This window comes from Bacillus sp. REN3 (genome assembly GCF_017912555.1).
Classification (GTDB): Bacteria; Bacillota; Bacilli; order Bacillales; family Cytobacillaceae; genus Mesobacillus.
Map to the genome: position 1 here is coordinate 1 of NZ_JAERSD010000019.1, position 24,367 is coordinate 24,367.

Annotated in this window: 25 protein-coding genes; all 25 read right to left on the bottom strand. The window is 46.0% G+C overall.

All coding sequences use genetic code 11. The features are described 5' to 3' along the window. Positions 1–313: 313 nt before the first annotated feature. The 25 genes from JJQ88_RS15545 to JJQ88_RS15665 all read right to left on the bottom strand — a co-directional run bounded on the left by JJQ88_RS15545 (position 314) and on the right by JJQ88_RS15665 (position 24,251). Positions 314–1,249 carry a GNAT family N-acetyltransferase gene (locus tag JJQ88_RS15545; RefSeq protein WP_210366960.1) on the bottom strand — a complete coding sequence of 312 codons (936 nt, stop codon included), beginning with the start codon at positions 1,247–1,249 and terminating at the stop codon, positions 314–316. Positions 1,250–1,542: 293 nt separating this feature from the next. Beyond that, complete coding sequence (locus JJQ88_RS15550) at positions 1,543–2,058, bottom strand: GNAT family N-acetyltransferase (protein ID WP_210366961.1); 516 nt, start codon at positions 2,056–2,058, stop codon at positions 1,543–1,545. A 684-nt stretch (positions 2,059–2,742) separates the two neighbouring features. Next, entirely contained in the window at positions 2,743–2,949 is a 207-nt protein-coding gene (locus JJQ88_RS15555) for a hypothetical protein (RefSeq protein ID WP_210366962.1), read from the bottom strand. A 158-nt stretch (positions 2,950–3,107) separates the two neighbouring features. Further along, positions 3,108–3,389, bottom strand: a complete 282-nt coding sequence (locus JJQ88_RS15560; RefSeq protein WP_246861218.1) for a hypothetical protein — start codon at positions 3,387–3,389, stop codon at positions 3,108–3,110. A 238-nt stretch (positions 3,390–3,627) separates the two neighbouring features. Further along, positions 3,628–5,082 carry a PstS family phosphate ABC transporter substrate-binding protein gene (locus tag JJQ88_RS15565; protein ID WP_210366963.1) on the bottom strand — a complete coding sequence of 485 codons (1,455 nt, stop codon included), beginning with the start codon at positions 5,080–5,082 and terminating at the stop codon, positions 3,628–3,630. A gap of 189 nt (positions 5,083–5,271) precedes the next feature. Further along, on the bottom strand, positions 5,272–6,234 hold the full coding sequence (gene mdh / locus JJQ88_RS15570) for a malate dehydrogenase (protein WP_210366964.1): 963 nt from the start codon (positions 6,232–6,234) through the stop codon (positions 5,272–5,274). Positions 6,235–6,254: 20 nt separating this feature from the next. Next, positions 6,255–6,665, bottom strand: a complete 411-nt coding sequence (locus JJQ88_RS15575) for a BMC domain-containing protein (RefSeq protein ID WP_210366965.1) — start codon at positions 6,663–6,665, stop codon at positions 6,255–6,257. A 4-nt stretch (positions 6,666–6,669) separates the two neighbouring features. Continuing rightward, on the bottom strand, positions 6,670–6,945 hold the full coding sequence (locus tag JJQ88_RS15580; RefSeq protein WP_210366966.1) for a EutN/CcmL family microcompartment protein: 276 nt from the start codon (positions 6,943–6,945) through the stop codon (positions 6,670–6,672). 5 nt (positions 6,946–6,950) lie between these two features. Next, positions 6,951–7,595: a hypothetical protein gene (locus JJQ88_RS15585; RefSeq protein WP_210366967.1), complete on the bottom strand. Its 645-nt coding sequence runs from the start codon at positions 7,593–7,595 to the stop codon at positions 6,951–6,953. Then, the gene (locus JJQ88_RS15590; RefSeq protein WP_210366968.1) at positions 7,588–8,244 is read right to left on the bottom strand and encodes a phosphate propanoyltransferase; all 657 of its coding nucleotides are present in this window, start codon (positions 8,242–8,244) and stop codon (positions 7,588–7,590) included. Before JJQ88_RS15590 ends, JJQ88_RS15585 begins: the two co-directional genes overlap by 8 nt. 53 nt (positions 8,245–8,297) lie before the next feature. Further along, positions 8,298–8,594: a BMC domain-containing protein gene (locus tag JJQ88_RS15595; protein WP_210366969.1), complete on the bottom strand. Its 297-nt coding sequence runs from the start codon at positions 8,592–8,594 to the stop codon at positions 8,298–8,300. 683 nt (positions 8,595–9,277) lie between these two features. Continuing rightward, a complete protein-coding gene (locus tag JJQ88_RS15600) occupies positions 9,278–10,798 on the bottom strand; it encodes an acetaldehyde dehydrogenase (acetylating) (RefSeq protein ID WP_210366970.1) in 1,521 nt (506 codons plus the stop codon). Between the two features lie 26 nt (positions 10,799–10,824). Then, a complete protein-coding gene (gene eutL, locus JJQ88_RS15605; RefSeq protein WP_210366971.1) occupies positions 10,825–11,478 on the bottom strand; it encodes an ethanolamine utilization microcompartment protein EutL in 654 nt (217 codons plus the stop codon). A gap of 13 nt (positions 11,479–11,491) precedes the next feature. Next, positions 11,492–12,586, bottom strand: coding sequence for an ethanolamine ammonia-lyase subunit EutC (gene eutC / locus JJQ88_RS15610; RefSeq protein ID WP_210366972.1), 1,095 nt, complete (start codon positions 12,584–12,586; stop codon positions 11,492–11,494). A gap of 12 nt (positions 12,587–12,598) precedes the next feature. After that, on the bottom strand, positions 12,599–13,963 hold the full coding sequence (locus tag JJQ88_RS15615) for an ethanolamine ammonia-lyase subunit EutB (protein WP_210366973.1): 1,365 nt from the start codon (positions 13,961–13,963) through the stop codon (positions 12,599–12,601). Positions 13,964–13,978: 15 nt separating this feature from the next. Beyond that, the gene (locus JJQ88_RS15620; protein WP_210366974.1) at positions 13,979–15,418 is read right to left on the bottom strand and encodes an ethanolamine ammonia-lyase reactivating factor EutA; all 1,440 of its coding nucleotides are present in this window, start codon (positions 15,416–15,418) and stop codon (positions 13,979–13,981) included. Between the two features lie 149 nt (positions 15,419–15,567). Next, positions 15,568–16,068, bottom strand: a complete 501-nt coding sequence (locus JJQ88_RS15625) for a EutP/PduV family microcompartment system protein (RefSeq protein ID WP_210366975.1) — start codon at positions 16,066–16,068, stop codon at positions 15,568–15,570. Between the two features lie 15 nt (positions 16,069–16,083). Continuing rightward, complete coding sequence (gene eutS, locus JJQ88_RS15630) at positions 16,084–16,425, bottom strand: ethanolamine utilization microcompartment protein EutS (protein WP_210366976.1); 342 nt, start codon at positions 16,423–16,425, stop codon at positions 16,084–16,086. A 30-nt stretch (positions 16,426–16,455) separates the two neighbouring features. Continuing rightward, a complete protein-coding gene (gene eutH, locus JJQ88_RS15635) occupies positions 16,456–17,730 on the bottom strand; it encodes an ethanolamine utilization protein EutH (protein ID WP_210366977.1) in 1,275 nt (424 codons plus the stop codon). 121 nt (positions 17,731–17,851) lie between these two features. Beyond that, entirely contained in the window at positions 17,852–18,439 is a 588-nt protein-coding gene (locus JJQ88_RS15640) for an ANTAR domain-containing response regulator (RefSeq protein WP_210366978.1), read from the bottom strand. Further along, positions 18,436–19,866: a sensor histidine kinase gene (locus tag JJQ88_RS15645; RefSeq protein ID WP_210366979.1), complete on the bottom strand. Its 1,431-nt coding sequence runs from the start codon at positions 19,864–19,866 to the stop codon at positions 18,436–18,438. The genes JJQ88_RS15640 and JJQ88_RS15645 overlap by 4 nt, the downstream gene beginning before the upstream one ends. A gap of 141 nt (positions 19,867–20,007) precedes the next feature. After that, positions 20,008–20,859 (bottom strand): ethanolamine ammonia-lyase subunit EutC, encoded by an 852-nt coding sequence (gene eutC / locus JJQ88_RS15650; RefSeq protein WP_210366980.1) that lies wholly within the window; start codon positions 20,857–20,859, stop codon positions 20,008–20,010. Positions 20,860–20,875: 16 nt separating this feature from the next. After that, entirely contained in the window at positions 20,876–22,237 is a 1,362-nt protein-coding gene (locus JJQ88_RS15655; protein WP_210366981.1) for an ethanolamine ammonia-lyase subunit EutB, read from the bottom strand. 371 nt (positions 22,238–22,608) lie between these two features. After that, positions 22,609–22,782, bottom strand: a complete 174-nt coding sequence (gene tatA, locus JJQ88_RS15660; RefSeq protein WP_210366982.1) for a twin-arginine translocase TatA/TatE family subunit — start codon at positions 22,780–22,782, stop codon at positions 22,609–22,611. Between the two features lie 281 nt (positions 22,783–23,063). Further along, a complete protein-coding gene (locus JJQ88_RS15665) occupies positions 23,064–24,251 on the bottom strand; it encodes an FAD/NAD(P)-binding oxidoreductase (RefSeq protein ID WP_210366983.1) in 1,188 nt (395 codons plus the stop codon). Between the last annotated feature and the right edge of the window lie 116 nt (positions 24,252–24,367).

Genomic DNA, 24,367 nt, shown 5'->3' on the forward strand with positions numbered 1-24,367 from the left:
GCCAACAAGGAAAGCGAACAAAAATTAGGGTAACTAGGGGGGGAATATCCCTCTTTCTCTTATAAATTCATCAAACCCAAACCCAGAAACTGGATAAAAAGTAAAAGAGGCGACTCTCAGGTCGAATTTATTCAACCTTTTGAGTCAGCCACTCTATTTTAAACACAATAATCGATAACCTGCAGGATTGCCCGTTCGCATCGTAATAAATCGGTCCAAATGAAAGATGGCTGCCGGTTTGTTCTCCGGGCGGCCAAAGTGAACAAGTCCCCTTCGGAATTTTCACCAGAAAATAGGGAAATCAACATAAGCATTACTTTTTGTCCGTACCTGTGACCTGCTTATACACAGAAAGAAGCTCTTCAATCGGTATATTATTTACTTTCAATCCTGAGATGTTGCTGTTCGAGATTTCTGCATTCTGTAAGTTACAATCACTAAAAACACTTCCCTCGAGGTTGCAGCGATCGAATGCAATTGGTTCCTTTCCACTGCCAAGATTGGTCTCCGTGAACCGTACACCGCTTAACGTGACGAATGCGAGCTCGCTGTTGGCCATATTGAGATCAGCGAAAAGGTTGTGACGGAAGTTGATGTTTCTGAACCTTGAGTGGCTGAGGTCTGTGTTGTTCAAATGGCTATTGGAGAAATTGCTGTTGCTGATCGAGCTTCCCTGGAGATTCACCTGGTAGAACTCGGAGTTTTCCATATTGCAATTTTCATATTGCACGCTGGATAAATCTTTGTTCCGTACTGCCTGATCGTTTCCTGAAAAATATCTGGTCCGCTTGATATAATGATATTCTTCCGCTGTTTGGAACATTATCTGGAAACCTGTTTTTTCATAAAAAGCATGATTGCTGATTTGCCTGCTGGACGTTTCGAGATCCCATGCCCTAACATTCGGGAAAACATCTTGAATACGCTCGATGACCGTTGTTCCAATCCCTTTCCTCTGGAAATCAGGATTAATGAACAGCCGGTCAATCCGCCCATAGGATTTTCCGGTAAGAGTTACGATAATTCCCCCCACGATTTCCCCTTCGAATAAAATTTTGAAATATTCCAGCTCCCTGATCATGAACTTATTCATACCAAGAGAATCATACCCTGGCGGCTGGATGTTATAATCAACCACCTGTTCTCCTTTTGGAAGCCACTTCCTTGCCTCTTCATCGAAGGTTCTTGTCATGATGGCAGTAAGCTTTTCCGCATCATCAACAGAGGCTTTTACAATCCTAGCAGACATCGACCTATCCCCTTTTTTCTTTGCATCCCGAATGTCAAAAGATGTTTTCTCTCTTTTTATCTTTCGCTTTAGTTATTATACAAATCCCAAGACGCTCTGTCTCATGCAGAATTGCCTAGATTAACCAGAAAAGCGTATACGGGAAGTGGTATTTTCTTCCTATATTCATTTTATATTTCCGTTGCAATTCATTTTTAATATTGGATTATCCCCTATCAGTTAATGAGATATATAAAGAGTTCAGGATCATGAATTTAGTTGAGTATCAAGTTAGTGAATAAAAGTAAAGGACCTTATGAAAGGTCCTTTACCAGCTTATACATCAGGATGTCATCCGAATATGTACCATCCTTGAATTTAAATTCTTTGACTTTCCTTCCTTCTTCTTTGAACCCCAAGCTACTATAGACTGCAATGGCCCGGTTGTTGGTGGAAAAAACGCCTAATCCAACCTTTTCAATCAAAGGATTCCTTTTTGCCCAATCAAGGAGCGCTTGAATAAGTTTTTTTCCAATCCCCTGATTCCGGTAATCTTTCTGGATCATGATGCCGAAGTTTCCTGTGTGCCGGACCCGCATACGCCTTTGGGAGCTGAAGACAATCCATCCAACGACCATGCTGTCCAATTCAGCGACCAGCATGGTATCCCGTTCATTTTTTAAAATATTGCATATCCACTGCTTCATATCATCAACTGTTTTATCGAACTCCTCGGAAACGAAAATGAAATAATCCTCTTCCGCAATGACTTCTTTTTGAATTTCAAGAGCTCTTGCCGCATCCTCCAATTTAGCTTCCCTTATTTCCATAAGACCTTCCCCCTAATACATGACCAGTGGTGCTATCCATATTTATGGTTTATGCCAGCATCTATTCGCATTTGCTGTTCTTCATTTGTTCGAAAAAACAATGGATTCACCCAATCAATATCTGTCTGACCTTTCTCCAGAAATCATTCGTTTACATAATATAATTATCGTTTATAAAAAAACTTACCTATTTAAAGTGCGATTGATCTAACCCTTTAAATCTCTCAAAAATCCAATGGAAATACCGAAAAGCACCCTTCGACAGCAGGAGAAAACCATCAAAACACTGTCGCTGCGTTTCCTGTTAAAAAAGTTCCGCTGCCCTGCTTTTTGGATTCGGTTTCCATCCCCCGGGCAGGAATTGACCGCCCTTCTGATAGAGAACCATCGAAAACTCAGCTTCCTGAGATCCTGCCGGTCCATTAATGGAACAATCCCAATATCCCTGCCAAGAAAACAAAAATTGAAACACCAATCCCCATTCGTTCTTCTCCTAACTCTTCCCATCCCATCACGCCAATCATCATCCCCAGAAGAAAAGGCAGCAAGCGGTTTTCCGTTCCTATTAACTTTTTCGAACTATTTGTTCCTCTTACAGTGGTTTAGAAACCAACATTTTTCCAGAAAAATATTTCTTAAAAAAGCATGGTGTAAAAAGAAAAACCCGATAACAATCAATCGGGTTCATCCATAAAACCCTATTATTTTCAAGATCAATACGCCAACAAGCGTGACACTCAGCCCAGTGGCCATTGCGATGGCGGCCGTCCTGATTTTCTTTGTGTCAAACCAGACTGTAATAGCCAGGATCATCGTGAAAAGGACGCCAAAAAAGATAGCTGCGTAAGGATTCGTAGGTGTGATCCAATCATACCAGTTTAAAAAATTCATTTTAAACCCTCCCAAATCCTTTTACCAAATTTTATCATTCTCCAATCAATCCTTGTACTATTTATACTATCTTTACTGGAAAAGGTTTCATTCTTGCTTATTATTCAGGGTATTCGGTTTTTGTGTTGGAAAAGGATATGATTAATTTGTGTGAAAAATCAGCTTAGTGCTCTGTTATGTCTGGTTTTCCCCAGCAAACGCCAATGATGGATTTTATGGTGAATTTCCCGATCATCAAATTCCATCAGATTTTTGTACATTGTAACAAATTGTTTAGTTTTATTCGTGTCGATTTTTTCCCACCCGATCTTTTCAGGTTGAATATCATCATGTCCATTCATAACAGAAGAATGTCGATTATACAAAGCTTGTTCGAATGTTTTATTTGTTGCCACCTTCATTTCTTTATTCGGATCATCTATCGGCAGAATATCATCCATAATCAAGCTTTTTAATCTATCTGTCCGAATGGCTAATCAATTAAATGGAATCGAAGGACTAATGTACTAAATACACTTTTACAAAGAATTAAATCCTTTAAAAAGAGATAAGCTGACGCCTATCTCTACAGTTTTGATAACGTATCAATCGTATTAGATTGATGGCTTATTAGAATTATTGTCACCGTTTAACTTTTAAAAAGGTAATTCCAATATAGATTCGAACGCCCCATTACTTTTAAAGAGGGATGTAGCCAATCTCCTCGACTAGCTTCTGTCCCTGTGGTCCCTGCATCCAGTCCAGCATTGGCTTGATCGTTTTCTTTGGATTATCTTTGACTGAAATGGCATACAAATTGACTATGTATGGATACGTGCCATTTGCGATATTCTCGGCAGATGGTTCAATGCCATCAACCGACAGCAATTGGATTTTTTCATTCGGATTCATGCCAGTCGTGAAAAAGCGGAATGAGTAGCCGATGGAATTGTTATAATTCCTGTAGTGGGCGACCTCCTCTATCACATCTCCCATGCCTGCGATTTCCTCTTTTAGCGGATCCATCAACGGGGTGTCACCCATGATTTTCTCCATGATGGTCTGGCTTCCTGAGTCAGCAGGCCGCTGGAAAGCCCGAATAGATACATCTTCACCGCCTACTTTGCTCCAGTTGGTCGTTTTCCCGGAATAGATGGATTTGATTTGTCCGGTTGTCAGGTTATCAACGGGATTTTTTTTATTGACGAAAAAAACAAACGCTTCCTTGCCAATCGGCGTGAGGACAAGTTCCTTTCCATTTTGTTCTGCAAGCTCCTTTTGTGCCTGAGAAGGCTGGGCGCCGAAAAAAATGTCAATTTCACCTGTTACCAAACGTTCAAAAGCATAAATGGTATTCGTGAAGGCGACAATTTCCATTCCGTTATCCAGGATGTTTTGCTCGTTGATTCCTTTATACGTTGCGTTCGCAAAGGCTGCATACACTGGATAAGCAGCCTCGGCGCCGTCAAGAATTGGCATATCTTCTCGCTTTTCAACTATAAAGCTCGGCCGTTCATTCAACTCTGGCAATCTATGGTTTTTGTTTGCCACATCGTATGGTTGTAAATCCACACTTGAATAACCATTTCCATAATCGAATCCATACGACGGAAGCACATGTTTACTCCGTTCCCAGAGAGTAATGCCACTGATTGACAGTAAGACTAGAATCGCTGCCATTGCAGCTCCAATGATAGGTTTGTTCAATGTCGCCCTGTTGCTCGATCGTCTCTCCGAGAGGAAAAAAGCGAGCAAGAAAAAAGAGTAATAGAGAAAAGGTGCCGCAAAGGTATTGATGAATTGCCCGGATAAGGCAGACATGAACGAATTGAACAGAAACGGGAAGAACATGAATACAAAAACTGCCCAACTATCATGCCCGAAAAAACCTTTGGAAACGATCATTAAAACCGCTGCAGTCAAAGAAACCATCAGCACTGGTATGTAAACTGGCAAGTAACTCTTCAAAAAGGCTTTCTCTTCAACCTGCTTCCCATATCTTATTCCTAAAAAGAGTCCTACTGAAGAAAACAGGATACTTAAAATCGGCGTTGCAAATTTATCCAGTGAAAATACATACAACCCCGCGAACGATAGCAGGAACGGTGTAAGGATGAAATAGACAATCACCAATACCCATGGAAATTTTCTCATTTTTGCCAAATACCCCCTTGATTATTTAGTGTAATTTTACACTAAATGAGAAACAATGTAAATACCTTACTTTACATATTTCTCATTAAGCTTTCCTCAAAAATTGCTCCAAGGCAATATCTCCGTTTTTCGATATGAAGGATAGGACAGCACTAAAAAAGGAACCTAAATAGGTTCCTTACACGACAGTTAGCTTGCTGGTACGTTTTCGTTTGTTGCGAGGATTTGCATCACGTTCCGGACAGACTGTGCTGAGCGGTCAAGAGCTTTTTTCTCAGCATCGGTCAACGGGATTTCGATGATGCTCTCGATGCCATCTCCGCCAAGGATGGTAGGGACACCGAGATAAAGGCCGCTGTATCCATATTCACCCTCCAGGTAAGCGATGGACGGAAGAATGCGTTTTTTATCTTTCAGGATGGCTTCTGCCATCTTGACCATCGAAGCTGCAGGGGCGTAATAGGCACTTCCCTGTCCAAGGAGATTGACAATTTCTCCACCGCCTTTTCTTGTTCTTTCAACGATTGCATCAATTCGTTCTGGACATAGAATTTTATCAAGGGGAATCCCTCCAGCATAGGAATAACGCACGAGCGGGACCATATCATCTCCATGTCCGCCTAATACGAATCCTGAAATGTCCTCTACAGAAATATTGAGTTCCTGGGCAACAAAAGTGTTGAAACGGGCCGTGTCCAGGACGCCCGATTGGCCAATGACACGGTTTTTCGGAAAACCCGTCGTTTTCTGGCAAACGTAGGTCATTGCGTCGACTGGATTGCTTAATACGATGATATACGCCTCTGGTGCGTGCTGTTTAATATTTTTCGCCACATCGATCATGATTTTTTCATTGGTGGCAACGAGGTCGTCACGGCTCATTCCTGGCGTTCTTGCCATGCCGGCTGTGATGAGCACCAGATCCGCACCTGAAATATCCTCATAGCTTGCTGTACCAGTGATATTGCCGTTGAAGCCTTCAACCGGTCCCGCCTCAAGCATGTCGAGTGCTTTTCCTTTTGTCGGGTTGCACTGGGACGGAATGTCAACAAGAACCACATCACCAAGTTCTTTTTGCGCAAGCATCAGCGCAGCAGTGGCGCCCGTGAAGCCGGCTCCGATCACGGCAATCCTTTTCCTTTTAAAAGCCATTGCAGTATCCCTCCCTTAAGCTACGTTTCTTCGCCAGGCTGATCTGCTTGGGCATGTTTCTCTTTCCTCGCTGGCTTTTTCCCTTCCGATGCAGGAAGCTGGTTTTTTCCGCTGGTTCTTTCCGCTGGTTCTTTACCTGCAGGATGTTTTTGCTCTGCTGCTTTTTTAAAAAGGATGTTACCCACATCTTCGTCGGGATGGGGAATTACATGGGCCGAAATAAGCTCTCCGACTCTCGTTGCGGCTTTACTGCCGGCGTCGATTGCAGCCTGGACTGCACTGACATCTCCCTGGATCAGCACCGTTACAAGGGCTGCATCAACCTTTTCCTGTTTCAGAAGGCTGACATCCGCTGCCTTCAGCATCGCATCCGCCGCTTCAACCGAACCGACCAGGCCGCGGGTCTCAATCATCCCCATAGCTCTTGCCATTTTCTCAGCCTCCTTTCCCTGCGTCGATTGAATCGACAATTCCAATGATCAAAGCATCTATCGGCAGCCTTGTTTCGGATCCCATATTAGCTGCCGCACTTCCTTTGGTTACGAGTACGGTATCCCCAAATCCTGCGCCGATTTTATCAACGGCAACGAATGGGCTCCCGCTTGATGAGCCATCAGGATACTGCGGCTCGACAATCAAAAATTTCAAGCCTCGCAGCTCTTCTTCTTTTCTTGTTGCCCATACGTTGCCGATCACTGTGCCAATTTGCATCTCCCTCAACTCCTTTGCCCTGCAACGATGATGCTCTTGCCAAGTTCTTTCGCCGCATCATGTGCAGAGGGAGTGATGATTGTATCAGGACAGACAATGATATCCCCAACCCGGCTGTCCTGGACATCTCTTTGTGTAAGCAGCTTCTTTTTCCTTGCGGGAATGGTTGCTGCTGCAGGTTTCGGAGTGTTCTTTTGATGGACGAACGAATCCAAAGTTTCCACAATAGCGCCATATTCCTGCAGCTTCTCCATGTATTCCCGCAGCTTTTTAACGTAGCTGGTCTGGCAATTTTCTTTAAAAAGGTAATCGCCCAAGTCCGGTTCAGGTATGATGGATACTTTTTTTTCAGCTAACAAGCACCTGGCAAGCTGCTCCGTTTCTTTTGAATCCGCCATTCCGAGAGCACCCTTTACGATGAAGTCCTGGTTTGCTCCTATGAATAAAACCTGGTCATACAGCTCTATTTCTGCAGTTTCGCCAGCTGTAATCGACCATTGTTGTCCTGCTTTTTCCAGCATCTTCTGGACCAGCCCACCCTTGTCCCCGATTAGGAGGAGATTGATTGGAGTTGAAACCGGACTATCCTTTTCTTCAAGAGCCTGGATGACTTCATGGACAATCTGTTCGATCAGTTTTTTATCAATCATAGAGTCCACCATATTTCAGCAATCTACCTTGCTTGCCGCCGTAAATCATACCAGCGTTCGCTTCATCGGTATCGATATGCATTTCAAGCTTATATTTTTCAGCGATACGGATCATGACCTTGTCATACGAAACAGGACGCTCCCCATCAGCTATAATCTGCACCCATTCGCCATCCGTGACATTGAAAGCCCTCGCGTCCTCAGGTGTCATATGGATATGGGCCCTCGCGATTATGCACCCTTCCTTCTTGTGGATGCTTCCTTTTGGCCCGATGATTGTAATGGGAGCTGAACCTGCGATATCGCCGGAAATCCGGATTGGCACCTTGATGCCAAGCTTGAAGGAATCAGTCTTGCTGACTTCCACCTGGGTCATATGCCGTGCTGGGCCGAGAATTCGAACGTCGGGAATGCTTCCCTTCGGCCCAGCGATCATGACGGTTTCGTTGGCTGCGAACTGCCCGGGCTGTGAAAGCTCTGACCTGACCGTCAGTTCATAGCCCGGTCCGAACAATGCCTCAATATCTTTTGTGCTTAAGTGGCAATGGCGCGCTGAGATGGCCAGCGGAATCGTTGCTTTTTGTGAAGACGTCCCCGAAAGACGGGTGACAACCTCCCTCACAATCGCTTGAATGGCATCCTGGTTCATATTAAAAAACTCCTAACCTTTTAAGCTGTTAATGATGTTTTTGGGTGTCGTCCTCATTGCAATTCCATCTCGACCTTTGGCAAAATGCTTTCCAGCTCGTTGTGCGGACGTGGGATGACATGGACACTCATCAATTCGCCAACTCGCTGAGCAGCCGCTGCGCCTGCATCTGTCGCCGCTTTGACCGCTCCCACATCACCGCGGACAAGAACCGTTACAATCCCCCCGCCAACATGGACTTTTCCTATCAAGTGGACATTCGCCGCCTTTACCATTGCATCCGCTGCTTCCACCGAAGCAACCAATCCTTTTGTTTCGATCATTCCAAGTGCAGTCAGTTCTCTAGCCATTTTAAATTCCTCCTAAAATGTAATTTTGATTTTCTTAGCCTCTGGTATTAATTGCAACATTGCTAAATTCTTCTTCCTGGTTTTCGCTAAATAACATGTGAACACTGCTAGATTCCTTCCGGTTTTTCGCTAAATAACATGTGAACACTGCTAGATTCCTTCCGGTGCTCGCTTAAAAATCTGTGGCCCCTGCTAAGCATCCTTATGAAGTTACAACATATAGCCCGAAAGCAGGATCTTTATTTTGCGTATGCTGCATTGGAGTGCTTTAAGCAATACTCTTAGCGAATTACAGACTTAAAAGCTAAAAAAAGGTATCTTGCCCTCTAAAAGAGCACAACTAGGGTGCTATTCCTTTGAAAAAATGAAAGCCAAATCTTCGCTTTCATAAAACTGCCCCCTTTAGTTGCCAAATATTATCTGGAAATTTATGAATCAGCCGGATTTTTTACTCGTTATGCCCCATAATTCTCTGGTAAAGTTTATTTTTCTCACTGTAATCATCATTTTTTCCCTTCGGTTCATTTTTTTCGGGGCCATTAAGAAAGAATCTCCCGATAGGTGGCTATATTCTTCCAATGAATCGGCTTAATCTCCTAAATGCAGGCTGTAATCTCCTAATCAAGTCTATTATTCTCCCAATCAAGTCTATTATTCTCCCGTTTCCCCATTTATTGGAAAAATTACTGTGACGCTGCCTTCTTCACCACCTCATTGACCATGTCGGCGATGGTCCTCGCGTCTGGCATGCCGTCTGGCTTCAATTGCTTGATTACCTGATCAACGATTTCACTGAGATTCTCTTCTTCTTTTTTAAAAGATTGGCAGTTGGAAGATGGCTTTGGGATGTTGACTTCCTTGATGCCATACGCTATCCTCTTGATGTTGATCAAGTGGCGTGCCGTTATGTTATCAGCTGTGATGTTGCCGCCATATGAGCCGCAGCCAAGTGTCAAAGAAGGAAGCAAGCCGGTGGTCGCGCCGACAGCGCCAATAGAAGAAAGAGTGTTGACGAGCATCCTTGACACCGGCATGGCCATTCCGAATGCCTTTGCTGCTTCATCGTCATTCGTGTGCAGTGACAAGCTGTGTCCAAGCCCGCCGAGTCTCAGCAGCTTTATGCAATAATTTTTGGCGTCCTCGAAAGTGTTGGCAACGTACAAGGCAAAAAGTGGGGATAGCTTTTCGATGGAAAACGGAATATCTTTCCCCACCTTCGTTTCCTCGGCGATCAGCACCCTTGTACCAGCTGGTACCTCAACGCCGGCCATTTTTGCTATTTTTTCAGCGTTTTGGCCGACAATCTCAGGGTTCAATTTCCCTGGATATGGTGAAATAAGTTTTTCGAGTTTTGCCTTTTTATCTCCGGTGACGAAATAGGCACCATTGTTCCGCAGTTCCCTCCTGGCCATCTCGACAATGTTTTTATCGACGACTATCGCTTGCTCCGTCGCGCAAATTGTTCCATTGTCAAATGTCTTGCTATCCAGGATCATGGACACTGCTTTTGCGACATTCGCCGATTTTTCAATGTAGGCCGGAACATTTCCCGGTCCGACTCCGTATGCTGGCTTTCCAGAGCTGTAGGCTGCGCGGACCAGCCCGCCTCCGCCTGTCGCAAGGATCACGTTGACATCCCTGTGTTTCATCAGTTCGTTAGTTGCTTCCATAGAAGGTGTCGATATCCAGCCGATGATGCCTTCCGGGGCGCCAGCCTTGACTGCTGCATCGTGACAGATCTTCAATGCTTCGATACTGCATTTCCTAGCCCGCGGGTGCGGACTGACAACGATCGCATTCCTTGTCTTCAATGAAATCAGTGCCTTGAAAATGGCTGATGACGTTGGATTGGTTGTCGGGATGATTCCGGCCACCAATCCAAATGGATAAGCGATTTCCGTCACCTTGTTCACGGGGTCCTCGTTAATGACTCCTACCGTTTTTTCATCTTTGATAGATTCGTATACTGCCCGGGAACCGACTTCGTTCTTAATTTTCTTATGCTCGACAACTCCCATTCCTGTTTCCTCGACTGCCATTACCGCCAGCTCGAGCGACTGATCAAACGCTGCCTCTGCGGCCGCCTTTACAATCCTGTCTACCTGTTCCTGTGAAAAAGAAAGATAGGCTTCCTGGGCTTTTTTTGCCTTTTCAACAGCCTGCCGCATCTCATGTATGGATTGGAGATCTGTATCCAGCTGCATCTGTACCCACTCCTTTCTGTCAAAAATCAAGTTCTCCCAGGATTTTTAGCAATATCAATGATTGTTTCCCTGAACGCATCTGCAGCTGCCTTGCAGGCAGATTGCGTCCCCGTCAGGTAACCTCCCCCAAAGTTCGTTTCCGAGGGCGGCCCAAAAAACTTCACCATTTCTACATCCGCGGCCTTTAACGCAGCATCGAGTCCGTATACTGCTTCAAGTGGCGGAGCGATCAAATAGGCGATTGCCTCTCCCTGCCTGATACCTGCTTCCTTTGACAAGTATGAACCTGTCCTCGATACGACATGGGCGAATAGAGCATGTGATTTATCTTCGTTGAGCGCTTCGAAAAAAACATCGGATTCTGCTGCCTGGTAGACTGCTTCCAGCGCACTTTTAATTTCATCAGGGCTCGGGCCGGCCAGAATCCCGATCATTTCCCCTGATAAAGGTCCAGATGCATGAGCAGCTCCAGCATAAAATGAACGAGCGTAAATCACTTCGACATCTGCCCTCTTTGTGGCTTCATCCAGCGCCGTGTATCCTATGTCATCGACCGTGCTGGTAAATATCCCAAGGCTGCGCTGATCGGGAGCAAGCTTGAATTCCCTTGCGAGCGACTGGTCGACATTAGCTATGATCCTTGCAGCCAAAATATCAGCATGAATCTTTTCAAGTGCCATCTGTCCTCCCCCCTTACTCCTCTTTGTTCACGAGAGAAACCCCACTCGCTTCATATTTCAAGACCTTCTGAATGACCGTACCGAGATAGGCTCCTGCTTCGACCGGGGGAATGCCGCCCCTATGGATATTGGAAATGACCATCCGATCCGCCTCGATTGTGCCTCTCCGCGGTTCGTAGCATAAATAGGCGCTGAGCGATTCGGCACTTACCAGCCCAGGGCGCTCTCCGATCAGCAGGACGATGACTTTCGGTTTAAGGATTTCTCCAACATCATCCATCACGGCCACCCTTCCTTTTTCAATGTAAAAAGGTGTACCTGTTTCAAGGCCCATACTCTGTAGTGATTGCTGAAAAGACAGGTAAACATCCTCCAGGTTTTCATCAATCGCTTTTGAGCTCAGCCCATCCGAAACAATGATCTGGACAGTCGGTGATTTTTTGCATTTCTGGCTGATTTCCCGGATTGCTTCATCTGATAGTTTCCGTCCATAATCCGGCCGCCTGATATAGGTATCTTTTTCGGTGACTCTTGTGTTCACGGTAAAAAGGTTGAGTGACTCTAACAGTTCCTTGTTCACCTCCCCGTAAACCGCGTCGACGGCTGCAGCATGGTCAAACCGGAATTTTAACAGCGTGTTCGTTCTCGGACGGGGTCCTGATCTTCCTACTCCGATCCTTGCGGGAGTCTTGCTTTTCAGGCGCTTTAATTCTTCCCCGTCAAAAGGTTCCTTGATTTCAGCTATGCGATTTGCTAATCTGCTGTTGCTGTTGTAAGACCTTTCACCCTTCCTCATTCCATGTCTATTTTCTTTTTTCGCATGCTCCCAAATCTTTACCTTGCCATCCAATGCTGCTCTTTTTTCCGCTCTTTCCGGATTGCTGGTTTCCCTTGCCGGATTGCTGGATCCTCTTGCTGGATGGCTGGATTCCCCTGCCGAATTGCTGGATCCTCTTGCTGGATGGCTGGTTTTCCCTTCCTCTTCGGATGTTTTTGATTGGCTCCAGAATGTCACTGCAGGCCCGGTTTGTTCTAATCCGTTGGTTTGAGAGGATTCCAGTTTTTCAACAATCATTCTAGTAATCTTTTCTACAAGCTCTGGATTCATTCCGATCACCTCCTATCGTGAAAAAATGGTTGGGTCCCCGGCAATGCTGCTAAGCTTTCCATTTTCAAGAATTCCGATTTTTTCAAGCCAGGCTTCAAATAGCGGTGCTGGCTTTTTGCCCATCGTCTGGCGCAGTGTGGCAACATCGTGATAACTCATTGATTGATAATTGAGCATGCAGTCATCTCCCATTGGTGTTGCGATGATGAAATTGACACCTGCGGCAGTCAGAAGCACCCCCAGGTCTTCGATGTCATTCTGGTCGGCTTTAATATGATTGGTGTAGCAAATATCAACGCCCATTGGAATTCCATGCATTTTTCCCATGAAATGATCCTCAAGGCCAGCGCGGATGACTTGCTTGCTGTTGTACAAATATTCGGGTCCGATAAAGCCGACAACTGTATTGACGATAAATGGGTCGTAGTATTTGGCAAAACCATAATTTCTCGATTCAAGTGTCATCTGGTCAATGCCATGATGTGCTTCCGAGCTAAGTTCCGAACCCTGGCCAGTCTCGAAGTACAACATTTGCGGTCCTGTTCCTGTCCCCAGCTGCCTGGCCATCTCATTCGCTTCGGAAAGGAGCGAAGCTGTTATCCCGAAAGAGCGGTTCGCCGCCTCTGTGCCGGCGATGCTCTGGAAAACCATATCGGCAGGCGCTCCCTGCTCGATTGCCTTCATCTGGGCCGTCACATGTGCAAGCACGCAGTTTTGAGTCGGAATGTCCCATTGCTTGATAAAATCATGGGTTGCATGCAGGAGCCTTTTTACACTTTCAACCGAATCATCGACTGGATTGATGCCAATGACTGCATCCCCAATCCCGTAGGAGAGCCCTTCTTTGAGCGAAGCAATCATGCCCTCGACATGATCTGTCGGATGGTTGGGCTGCAGCCTTGACGCCAGCGTACCCTTATGGCCGATCGTGATGTTCGACTTGGTCGTGATCTCGATTTTATTGGCAGCATGAACGAGGTCAAGGTTGGACATCAACTTGGCGACAGCGGCAATCACCTCGCTGTTCAACCCGCGGCTGATCCTTTTCAGTTCTTCGCCTGTCGCCTTTTCGCTAAGGATGTACTCCCTTAGCTCGGCGATCGACCAATTTTTCATTGATTGATAGATTGGCTCGTTCACCTGGCTTTCGATGATTCTTGACACCTCATCCCTTTCCGCTGGAAGGATTGGGTTCTCCCTGATCTCGGCCACTGTCAGCCTGCTCAGCACTTCTTTCGCAGCGATCCGTTCCTGGACCGTCTCTGCTGCGAGGCCGGCAAGCCTGTCGCCCGATTTTTCCTCATTTGCTTTTGCGAAAAGATCCTTCAGGGAGTCGAATTGGTATACAGTCCCTAAATAGGTTGTTTGCAGCTTCATTTCTACACCTACTTTTCAATGTTCAAAGGTCAATGTCTTTATGACGACTGGCACTACATTTGTCTGTAAAAGCGCCCCGATATCGATATAGTCTCCATGCTCGACCTTTATTTGGTCGATGCAGAGAATCGTTTTCCCATTTGCCTGATGCTTGAGAGTCTGCCCCAGTGCCTTGGCGTGGTCCGATTCGAGGACAACGACCACTGGCTGCTCAACTGGCTTTTGCTTTGCCGCAGCAAGGATAGCTGCGGCAAGCTGCTGGATATCCCTGAACCCGAGGTAGGGCAAACCGGTGAGATAGAGGGCAAAGTTCCTTCCTTCAAGGAAAGGATCGTATATTTCCATTGCTTTTTCGAACTCGATGGCAAATCTGTCCAACCCTGTCTGCAACTCCAACTGGAAATCAATCTGGTAGACTGGGAGGTTCCTCTGCGGCAGTGCTTCAGTGTCTACCGAAATGGTTGCGCCGCTGATTTCCGTCGTTTGTGTTCCTGCACCAAGGACGGTTGCCCTTACTGTTTCCATTGGCTCCACCCACGGCCATTCAGAAAGTCTGCTGCTCTCTTTCAGCGATTCGGCAAGTGCCATCCCTATATCGTTGTAGTCTGTGCCGCTGGTATCATCTGGTTCAAAGCGATAAATACATTCACTGATGCCACCGGAAAACATGATGGCGTCGATATCCTCCTGCCAATTTGCTTCATGGCCAAGGAGCAGCGTGTGGCCAGCAGGAAGCGTGCACTCAAGCATCATGGCAATGGTCTCTGCCATCCACTCTGTAAGTGTCCTTATTTTGGTTAAGTCTCTCGTATCTCCATCGTGTATTGATAACCCCTTCTGGCTCATGAATTCTTTTACTGGTTTGGAAATGCTCTTGACTTTACTGTCTGAAAATTCGATCAGCCTGCCTCCGATATGAAGGGTACATGTACCGCACAGGCGGCCAGATTTGAAAACTGCAGCATTCGCTGTTCCTCCCCCGATATCAATGTTGGCAATCACTTTTCCAGTCCTGCGGGAGTATTCGCTGGCCCCGGAGCCTTTTGCAGCGATGATTCCCTCAAGGTCAGGACCCGCAGCGGCCACCAGGAATTCTCCGGCCTGGTCGGAAAGATGGTGGACCATTTGTTCGGCATTTTTTTTCGTCGCTGTCTCACCCGTGATGATGACGGCTCCCGTCTTAATATCCTTTGGCTGGATTCCCGCTTTTTTGTACTCTTCGTTGACGATCTTTTCAACAGCAGCAATGTCAATGGCCGTTTCGTCGAGCAGCGGTGTCCGATGGATTGCGCTGCGGTGAAGCACTTCTTTTTCGATGATTTCGATGCGCGGCATATGGGTCCCGCCAGCCATATTCATCAGAGAAAACCTGCTGATGACGATTTTCGTCGTGCTCGTTCCAATATCGATTCCCGCACTGATAATCTCTTCGCTCTGAGGCTCGTACCGCTTCATTTGCCACACCTCGCTTTGGATTGCCTCTGAAAAAACAAAAAGGTGCCACATCCAAACCCTGCTCTCAGGATTTGTCTGTGGCACCGTCGCCGATTGATATTCTGTTATTTATCTTAATATATTCTAAATTCAGATAATTGTAAAGAGGTTCAGATCATGATGACCGTCTTGTTATCCATTCTCCCTGCCTCCTTCGCCATTTCGGCAAGGGACGAGCACTTCACAAGCTTGCGGATTTCTTGGATTCCCTGTCCAGTCACTGAGGAAGCAATGACCAGCACCCCGCGGGGGATGACTTTTTTTAGCCGGTTAATTCCGCCTTCTATATCTGCAAGCCCCGAATCGCTTTTGGTGACAACTCCGATTGGCAGCTTGTTGATTCCAGTACTGAATCCCGGTGGAAAAATCGATTTTTTCTTAGTAGCGTCCTGAAGGTACAGCACATGCGTAACTTCAAGCGCAGTAGCCATGATATTTTTATAGAATAAAGGATTCTCGGTATACTCGCCTGGTGTATCAACAATCCAATCCCTGTAAATCAATGCTTGCGTCTTAACTGCCTCGACTTCCCTTCCGAGGAGCTTGTTTGTCAGGGTTGATTTTCCAGAGCCGATTGCACCGATCAGCATTGCCCTGTTTTGCTTTGTCATGCTTCTCCTCCAATTCTACGATTTCGTGATGACCGATGGCGTGTAGCTCAGGACTTCAGCAAGGAAGCGATTGATTTCCTGCATTGCTGCATCCACTTCCGATACACTGCCAACGATTACGAGGCTGCCGGTGAAACGGTCGAGAAAGCCGATCTGGACATTCGCTGCTTTTGTTGCCAGGTCACCGGCAATGATCACCGTTTCACTTGGTGTCAATGTCAGGATTCCCAGTGCCCCAGCTTCTTCAATCCCAAGCTTATCGAACATATCCCGGTCTGGATTGGCGATCAAATGACTCAGCGTCACCTGCTTTCCTGGAACGAATTCCTGGATGAATCGCTTTTTTTCTTCCTTCATTTCCGCAATACCTCCGTTCTTTCCGGAAAATTACAGGACCTGGACGTTCCCTGCTGCCGGTTCTTCGTCCTCGACTTCCAGATACTCATTTTCCGCAATCACCCCTTCTGCCCTGTCTTTCCTTTCAAGCTCAAGTGCTTTTGGCACTGAAAGCCAGTAGGCAAGCCCAATTCCGAGGAAACCCGCGGAAATCTTTCCGACGATGATCGGCAAAATCAGCGTTGGCTGGAAGTTTGCTGTGAATGATAGATGATCTCCAAGCAGGAATGCGGCACAGACCCCAAATGAAATATTGATGACTTTGTCCTTAGGGGGCATGCTCCTGACCAGCTTGAACATTGCCAGGATATTGGCGATGGTTGCAACGATCCCGGCACTTCCTTCCTTGCTGAGCCCAATTTTCCGCCCCATTGCCTCTAGCAGGCCGCTGGCATATTTTTGCAGCAGGTAAACCATCGGGAAAGCACCGGCAAGCATGATTCCGATATAGCCAGCTGTCTCGAGCGCCCTGAATTGGTCTTTCTTGTCTGCCATGATCGGGTGGAAACCCCAGCCTCCGAAGATATTGGTGAACAATCCAGTAAAAATCTCAACAATCGAGAACACAAGGACAAGTTTGATCCCGGCATCAAGTATTCTGCCAAACCACATAAACAACTTAATCATTAAATCAGGCAAGAAATAAAGGCCAAGGGCAATTATTACCACGAAAATAAATAATGGCAATAAATTTAGGATCAGCTGCAGAAAGCTTGCCGTAAAGACATGGTTGGCATCTCCTGTTGTCGCAATGAAATCACGCACTTTTGAGTTGGTTAGCATGATGATCACACTAGAGATGAAGGCTCCGAAAGGAATGGTCAGGACGCCCGACATGACACCAAGAGCCATATACTTATGATCACGTTTATCAAGCATCGCAAGTCCCATCGGAATGGAGAAGACAATGGTCGCCCCAGCCATGAATCCGACAATCATTGCCATGATCCAGCCTTCATATGACTGCTTCAGAGCATCTGCCAACTGATATCCTCCCATATCCGTTGCGAGGATGGCAGTGGCAGCGATAGCCGGATCCGCTCCAACCACTGCAAAAAACGGACCTGCTACTTTGCCGATGAACCACGACAAATAAGGGATTGAAGCCATGATCCCGGCCGCTGGAACAAAAATATGGCCCACTGCGTGGAGTCCTTCCATGAATTGCTTGCCCAGTCCCTCTTCACTATTCTTGATAGCTGCGAAAGCACCTGCCACGGCACACGCCATGATGATGTAAATGACTATTTCTCCAACCATTATCATAAAATGCCCTCCTATTTCTTTTTATGGTGTTTTCCAGACAAAAAGGTGCCCTCCGGCATGGTTGTTCCCAAACCGAATGGCACCTTTGCCAATTTTATTCACTTGAGACTCTTTCACTAGGTCAGACCTTGTTTGCTTTTGCTTCATATTTATGGATGATCTTCCGCGCGATCCGTTCGAGCGGCAACTGTTTATCCATGCTGATCTTCCTCATTTTTTGGAAGGCTTTGTCCTCTGACACGTTCAACCTTGTCATCAGAATTCCTTTCGCTTTCTCAATCATCTTCCTGCCCTGCAGCTTTTTATCCAACTTGATGATTTTTTCCCGGAACGCATTGGCATTCTCGGCCTGCTTCATGGCGATTTCCACCGCCGGGATCAAACTTGCCTCCGTAACCGGTTTCACCAGGTAGCCAAGAATGTTCGCCTCCTTCGCTTTGGCGACGAACTCCTTCTGGCTGTATGCCGTCAGCAGCAAGATCGGGGTATTGGTCCTATTCGAAATGATTTCGCTTGCTTTCAGTCCATTCAGCTTCGGCATCTTGATATCCATGATGATCAAATCTGGTTCCAGTTCGAAAGCTTTTTCCACGGCCTTTTCACCGTCGCCTGCCTGGGCAACGACATTATATCCGGCATCCTCGAGCATCAGTGAGACATCCAATCTGACAATTGATTCATCTTCTACGACCATGATCCTTTTTTTCATGCTTGGAATTCCTGCCTTTCAATTGGGAATTTGACTGAGGCGCTTGTTCCATTCGCTGTACGTTCAATCGTGAATTGGCCGCCGAGGTCATGTTCAACCATCATGTTGACAATATCCAGGCCAAAAGAATGTTTCGCGGTTTCCGAGTAACCAATCCCGTCATCATTTACCAGCACTAAAATTTCATTGCCGATTTCCTTGAAGATAATCTCGATCTTCCCTTTTTCACGTCCGATGAAAGCATGTTTCATACAGTTTTGGATCAATTCATTGATTACCAATGACATCGAGACGGCCTTGCTTGAATCGACAAGCAGCATCAACCCCTTGTAGACAATCACAATCTCTTTATCTTCGTTGTCTTCGCCGGAAACAAGCATATTCCCGATTTTTTCTATCAGACAATACAGATTCACCTCGTCGACACTTGAACTTGAAAGGATGATTTCGTAAACAGAAGCTATACTGAGGATCCGATTCAGGCTTTTCACGAAATGGACCTTGCTTTCATCGGAAATTTCCATCCTCATCTGCAGTCTTAGCAAGCTTGCGACAGTTTGCAGGTTATTTTTCACACGGTGATGGATTTCGCGGATGGCGACTGACTTTACGACCAACTCCCGTTCTTTTTCCCTCAGCTCCGTCAAATCCCTCATGATGATAAAAGTTCCTGCAGTTTTTTCCTCATGTCCCAATTCGATTTTTTTCACCTGGAAAAACCTATTCGTGATTTTCACTTCTTTAACCAGCAATTCCTCCCCACTGTCGATCAGTTCTTTCAGGGACGGCAGATAGTGGACTAATGGCTTCCCTTCCGCAGACTCGCCAGCACAGATGTCCTGGATCAGGTTTGTTGCTGCGGGATTCAGATAAATGACATTTCCTTCATGATTGATGAAGAACAGTGATTCTTCAATGACTTCCGAAATGATTGGCCTTTTCTCCGCCATCCCTAGAAGGATTTCGCTTAACTTCTCTGTCGCTTCTGATAGCGCTTCCATTTTTCGCTGATGTTTAATCCTGTCGCTTATGTCTTTTTCCATGATCAGTGTTCCGATGACATCATTCTTTTCATTCATGATAGGGACAACGCTTTGTTCAGCTGTTTTTCCTTCCTGTGTCAAAGCGCGGTTAGAAAAAATTTGCTTTCCGGTCTTCAATGCGAAAACGACCCCTGGCTCAAATGCATCATAGGCGAATTTCCCGATAACCGGTTTCTTGTAAATTGACTTTGCTGTTTGCGGTGCGGCTTCTGCGACAACGATCGCATGTGTGCCTTCACTGGTCAGGCAATCGATAAAAACATTCGCACGGTTCAAATCTGCCATCAGTTGAATATTCGCCGCAACATTCTTGATTGCGAGCACATCATTCCTTGAAAGATCTGTATATTGTTCGCAGAGAGATTCTATAGACATCGTTTTCATAGCACTCTTCCTTTTAACAATATCGATCATTTTGACGTATGTGCTCATTATATTGCCCAAGTTTTATTTTTGTCAATATTCAGTATTTTCTATAATTTTATCAAATCTAGTAAACTTGTAAAAATGATTGCGGGTGGTTGGTTACTTTAGTTGGGCATATTTCACCCCGCTCGCCTTTTGATTCAAAATATCGCCAATTAGGTCAGCCAAATAGGCCCCAGCTTCGACTGGAGGGATACCGCCTTCATGGATATTGGAAATCACAGTCCTGTCGGCTTCAACAGACTGGCGGCTGGGCTTATAAATCATATAGGCGCTAATGCTTTTTGACGTACCAAGCCCTGGACGCTCCCCAATCAGGGAAATGACGACATCGCAATTCGTGATTTCCGCGATTTCATCCTGGATCCATACACGGCTCCTTTTGATGAAAACCGGCAGCCCTGTCGAGATTCCCTTGCCCTCAAGTCCCTGGATCAGGGCTGGCAGAAGGTCTTTGATATTCGCTTCAATCCCTGTTGAACTCAGGCCATCGGAAACAATGATTTGGACCTGCTTGTTTTTTGGAAGATTTGCTTTTGCCCATTCTGCCGATTCCTTTGAAAGTTTACGCCCACTGTCAAGATTCATCAAATAATCATCCATCGACTCTGCTTGCGAATGAAGGACAGGCAGGTTCAAATCATTGATGAATTCCTCGGTGACATCCCGGAATACTGCATCCTGGGCTGCAGCATGATCGATTCTAAAGTCCAGGTATTCCTTTGTTTTCATTCTTGTACCAGTCCGGCCGATCCCGATTCTTGCAGGTGTAATCGACCTAGCTCTTTCAATCGCTTTCCTGTCAGATGGATGCACTACACCAACGTTTTTCTTTTTTTCATAGATGATGGTTTTAAAGGCATCTCTTTGGCTGGATATATCCTGCAAATTCTGCTGCCGCTTCTTTTCCAACTCAGCCAGAACCTGCTGGACGATGACAGATCGATCCATTCTCAAGCCCCCTTGCTTAATTAAATATTGACAAGTCTCCTGCTTTTTCGGTCAGACGGCCAATCTCCATGATGCCCATCTTTTCCAGCCAGGTCTCAAACTCGCGAAGCGGCCTGAGTCCAAGCAGTTCACGGAGGCTGGCATCGTCATGGTAACTCGTATCCTGGTAACTCAGCATGACATCATCCCCGCCAGGAACCCCCATATAAAAATTAGCTCCTGCAAGCGCAGTCAGCATCCCGGCGATTTCCTGGTCATTCTGATCTGCCTGCATGTGGTTTGTATAGGTAGGCGCAATCCCCATCGGCAGTCCATGCAGTTTGCCCATGAACAAATCCTCAAGGTCGGCGCGGATGACCTGTTTGCCGTCATAAATAGTCTCCGGCCCAATGAACCCTGAAACATTATTGACCATGAAAGGCTTCCAGCGGCGCGCATATCCATAGGTTCGCGCTTCCAGTGTCTGCATGTCGACACCCAAGTGAGCATCAAGCGACACTTCGGAGCCTTGTCCTGTTTCAAAGTAAAGCTGGTTCGGACCGGTTGAAGTCCCGTACTTCGCCATTAAATATTGTGCTTCATCCAGGATTCCCTTTGATACACCGAAATCACTGTTGGCAGCTTCAGTCCCGGCCAGGCTCTGGAACATAAGGGCAATCGGCGCTCCTCTTTTCAGTGCCTGCATTTGTGTTGTTATATGGGCAAGGACACAATTTTGGGTTGGAATCTCCCATTTCCGGATGAAATCATGCGACATCTTCAGGATTTTTGTGACCGACTCAACGGTGTCGTTGTTGGGGTTGATGCCAATGACTGCATCTCCCGAACCATAGGAAAGTCCTTCTTTTATCGAAGCCAGGATCCCTTCAGGATCATCTGTCGGATGATTCGGCTGGCAGCGGAAGGCAAGCCTGCCTATTTCCCCGATTGTCGTATTGCAATGGGCGGTCGGCCGGATCTTTTGCGATGCCAACACGAGGTCGATGCTCGACATCAGCTTGGCTGCGCCGGAAATCATTTCGCTGGTCAGGCCCTTGCTGATCCTGGATAACTCGGTTCCAGTTGTTTCATGGGCAAGGATGTAATCGCGAAGCTCCCCGACTGACCAATTTTTGATCTCCTTGTAGATGAATTCGTTCAGGTCATCATAAATGATTCTTGTTACCTCATCCGTTTCATAAGGAATGACCGGATTTTCGTAAATCTCTTCTAGTGTTGTTTCGCTCAATACCACCTTTGCCGCCATCCTCTCGAGAGCTGTTCCTGCGGCAAGGCCAGCCATCTTATCCCCTGATTTCTCCTCACTCGCCTTCGCCAGCACTTCACTCAATGAATCAAATTCAAACGTCTGTTTTTTCAGTCTGCATGAATAACCCATCTCATCACTCCCCAGTACCTCGTCATAACAAAAAGGTGCCCTTGTGTCTGGCATTTTAGCCAGGACACAAAAGGCACCTTCACCTGAACAGATTCACTTTTTAACATTATAACAAATAGAATTCAGAAAAGATAGAATTTTTCAATAAAGTAAACTTTTCCTGAAGGATGTTTTGTTTTGGCTGTTTTTATCTATTGCTGCTGGTTTCCATTACAGGCTGCTCGCACTAAAAGGATGTTCGGTGTTGTCCTCCATGGGGCAAAAGCTGTGTCTTCCATCCTTTGTTCAGCCTCGGTTTCACTCCAAAACTGCTTTACTTATGCGGAAAAATGAAAGAACCGCCCTAATCTGTGCTTGGGCAGTTCCGAATGTTATTTCTTCTTATCTTCCTTATCGTCGTCAGCCAAATCCTTCGTAGCGCTTTTGAATTCACGAAGCGAATTTCCAAACGCACGGCCGATTTCCGGCAGCTTTTGCGGCCCGAAAATGATCAGTGCCAGTACAAGGATCAGAATCAATCCAGGAATACCAATATTTGAAAGCATTGTAACATCTCCTATTTAAAACGTTACATCCAGTATAACGGATTTGTCCACCGAAATAAAATAATCGGATAACATCCTTTGCGGCAAGTGCAATCATAAAAATCTTGAAAAACTTCTATCCAGGTTTCTCCTGGGAAAAAGCGACATCAGATTCTTCTCCGCGTTAAGACAATCTTCACGAATTATGGCCATGCATCAAGGAATCAACTCAAGGTTCTAAGAAAATAAATGGATCCCGAGTCATAGCTTCAATAAAGCCAGACTCATCCTGGCTCTCCATTTCACATGATTCCCTTAAGCATCCCTTTCCAGTACATGGTCGGAAGGATGTTCTTTTTCAGGATATACATGCTTCTCCTTTCTTTCGACTGATCGAACGGGAAGGTTACTGCGGGTTCGTTTCCATAGGTGAATTCCGCGAGAACGAGACGGTTGATGCCTGTGATCAGCGGGCAGGATGTATAGCCATCATATTTAAGGGTAAGCGGCTTGCCATTCATAAGGCTGATTAGGTTCCCGGCGGTGACTGGCGCTTGTTTGCGGATGGCTGCTCCGGTTTTTGAGGTTGGAAGATTCGCGCAGTCACCGATGCCGAATACGTTCTTGTATTTTTTGTGCTGAAGTGTATATGGGTCGACGTCGACCCAGCCGGCCTCGTCTGCAAGCTTGCTTTTCGCGATGAAAGCCGGTGCTGACATTGGCGGGACCACATGAAGCAAGCTATATGGAAATTTTTCCATTTCACCTGTTTCCAGGTTTTCGAACACTGCCAGTTTATTGCCAAGGTCTACTTCAATGAGATTTCTTTTGTATTTCGTTTGGATTCCTTTTCGCTCGATGACGTTTTCCAATGTCTTCGCATATTTTTCCACCGCAAAAACACTATCGGATGCGGATGCGAAAATGATCTCCCCTTGTTTCCTGACGCCGGCTTTCCGGAAGGCGTCATCGGCTAGATACATGATCTTTTGTGGTGCGCCTCCGCATTTGATCGGTGTGTTCGGATGGGTGAAAATGGCATTCCCGCCTTTGTATTGACGGATGCTTTCCCACGTGGAATCCGCATATTCAAATGCATAGTTGCTGCAGACGCCCTCTTTGCCGATTGCTTCTTCCAGCCCTTTGATTTGATTCCAGTTCACCTGGATGCCGGCAGCCATTACAAGGAAATGGTAATGGATGACCGATTCTTTATCTGTGGTAAGTGTGTTCCGATCCGGGTCGATCGTCACCACTGCTTCCTGGATCCAATCCACGCCATCAGGAATTAAGCTGCCTTGATCCCGTTCAGTCGATTCTTTCTTTGCCTCACCTGCTCCAACCAATGTCCAAAGCGGCTGGTAATAATGCTTTTTCGCCGGGTCTACAATTGAAATTTTCCCTTTTAAATCTGGTGATCCTTTGATTAGTCTTGATGCTACAGAAATTCCAGCTGATCCTGCGCCTACTATGACAACTTCGTAATTCATATTGACCACCCCTTCATTGAATATGAAGCTATTTTCATAGGAAGAAATACCGATATGGGTATTATCACTATGTTTATGATAAAATATCCAATCAAGATTTTCAATTGAATAAGTAT

Excerpts from the sequence above, each read along its gene's own strand:
- JJQ88_RS15545 (WP_210366960.1), bottom strand. The coding sequence starts at position 1,249 with ATGTCTGCTAGGATTGTAAAAGCCTCTGTTGATGATGCGGAAAAGCTT.
- JJQ88_RS15550 (WP_210366961.1), bottom strand. The coding sequence starts at position 2,058 with ATGGAAATAAGGGAAGCTAAATTGGAGGATGCGGCAAGAGCTCTTGAA.
- JJQ88_RS15555 (WP_210366962.1), bottom strand. The coding sequence starts at position 2,949 with ATGAATTTTTTAAACTGGTATGATTGGATCACACCTACGAATCCTTAC.
- JJQ88_RS15560 (WP_246861218.1), bottom strand. The coding sequence starts at position 3,389 with ATGGATGATATTCTGCCGATAGATGATCCGAATAAAGAAATGAAGGTG.
- JJQ88_RS15565 (WP_210366963.1), bottom strand. The coding sequence starts at position 5,082 with ATGAGAAAATTTCCATGGGTATTGGTGATTGTCTATTTCATCCTTACA.
- mdh (WP_210366964.1), bottom strand. The coding sequence starts at position 6,234 with ATGGCTTTTAAAAGGAAAAGGATTGCCGTGATCGGAGCCGGCTTCACG.
- JJQ88_RS15575 (WP_210366965.1), bottom strand. The coding sequence starts at position 6,665 with ATGGCAAGAGCTATGGGGATGATTGAGACCCGCGGCCTGGTCGGTTCG.
- JJQ88_RS15580 (WP_210366966.1), bottom strand. The coding sequence starts at position 6,945 with ATGCAAATTGGCACAGTGATCGGCAACGTATGGGCAACAAGAAAAGAA.
- JJQ88_RS15585 (WP_210366967.1), bottom strand. The coding sequence starts at position 7,595 with ATGATTGATAAAAAACTGATCGAACAGATTGTCCATGAAGTCATCCAG.
- JJQ88_RS15590 (WP_210366968.1), bottom strand. The coding sequence starts at position 8,244 with ATGAACCAGGATGCCATTCAAGCGATTGTGAGGGAGGTTGTCACCCGT.
- JJQ88_RS15595 (WP_210366969.1), bottom strand. The coding sequence starts at position 8,594 with ATGGCTAGAGAACTGACTGCACTTGGAATGATCGAAACAAAAGGATTG.
- JJQ88_RS15600 (WP_210366970.1), bottom strand. The coding sequence starts at position 10,798 with ATGCAGCTGGATACAGATCTCCAATCCATACATGAGATGCGGCAGGCT.
- eutL (WP_210366971.1), bottom strand. The coding sequence starts at position 11,478 with ATGGCACTTGAAAAGATTCATGCTGATATTTTGGCTGCAAGGATCATA.
- eutC (WP_210366972.1), bottom strand. The coding sequence starts at position 12,586 with ATGAATCCAGAGCTTGTAGAAAAGATTACTAGAATGATTGTTGAAAAA.
- JJQ88_RS15615 (WP_210366973.1), bottom strand. The coding sequence starts at position 13,963 with ATGAAGCTGCAAACAACCTATTTAGGGACTGTATACCAATTCGACTCC.
- JJQ88_RS15620 (WP_210366974.1), bottom strand. The coding sequence starts at position 15,418 with ATGAAGCGGTACGAGCCTCAGAGCGAAGAGATTATCAGTGCGGGAATC.
- JJQ88_RS15625 (WP_210366975.1), bottom strand. The coding sequence starts at position 16,068 with ATGACAAAGCAAAACAGGGCAATGCTGATCGGTGCAATCGGCTCTGGA.
- eutS (WP_210366976.1), bottom strand. The coding sequence starts at position 16,425 with ATGAAGGAAGAAAAAAAGCGATTCATCCAGGAATTCGTTCCAGGAAAG.
- eutH (WP_210366977.1), bottom strand. The coding sequence starts at position 17,730 with ATGATAATGGTTGGAGAAATAGTCATTTACATCATCATGGCGTGTGCC.
- JJQ88_RS15640 (WP_210366978.1), bottom strand. The coding sequence starts at position 18,439 with ATGAAAAAAAGGATCATGGTCGTAGAAGATGAATCAATTGTCAGATTG.
- JJQ88_RS15645 (WP_210366979.1), bottom strand. The coding sequence starts at position 19,866 with ATGAAAACGATGTCTATAGAATCTCTCTGCGAACAATATACAGATCTT.
- eutC (WP_210366980.1), bottom strand. The coding sequence starts at position 20,859 with ATGGATCGATCTGTCATCGTCCAGCAGGTTCTGGCTGAGTTGGAAAAG.
- JJQ88_RS15655 (WP_210366981.1), bottom strand. The coding sequence starts at position 22,237 with ATGGGTTATTCATGCAGACTGAAAAAACAGACGTTTGAATTTGATTCA.
- tatA (WP_210366982.1), bottom strand. The coding sequence starts at position 22,782 with ATGCTTTCAAATATTGGTATTCCTGGATTGATTCTGATCCTTGTACTG.
- JJQ88_RS15665 (WP_210366983.1), bottom strand. The coding sequence starts at position 24,251 with ATGAATTACGAAGTTGTCATAGTAGGCGCAGGATCAGCTGGAATTTCT.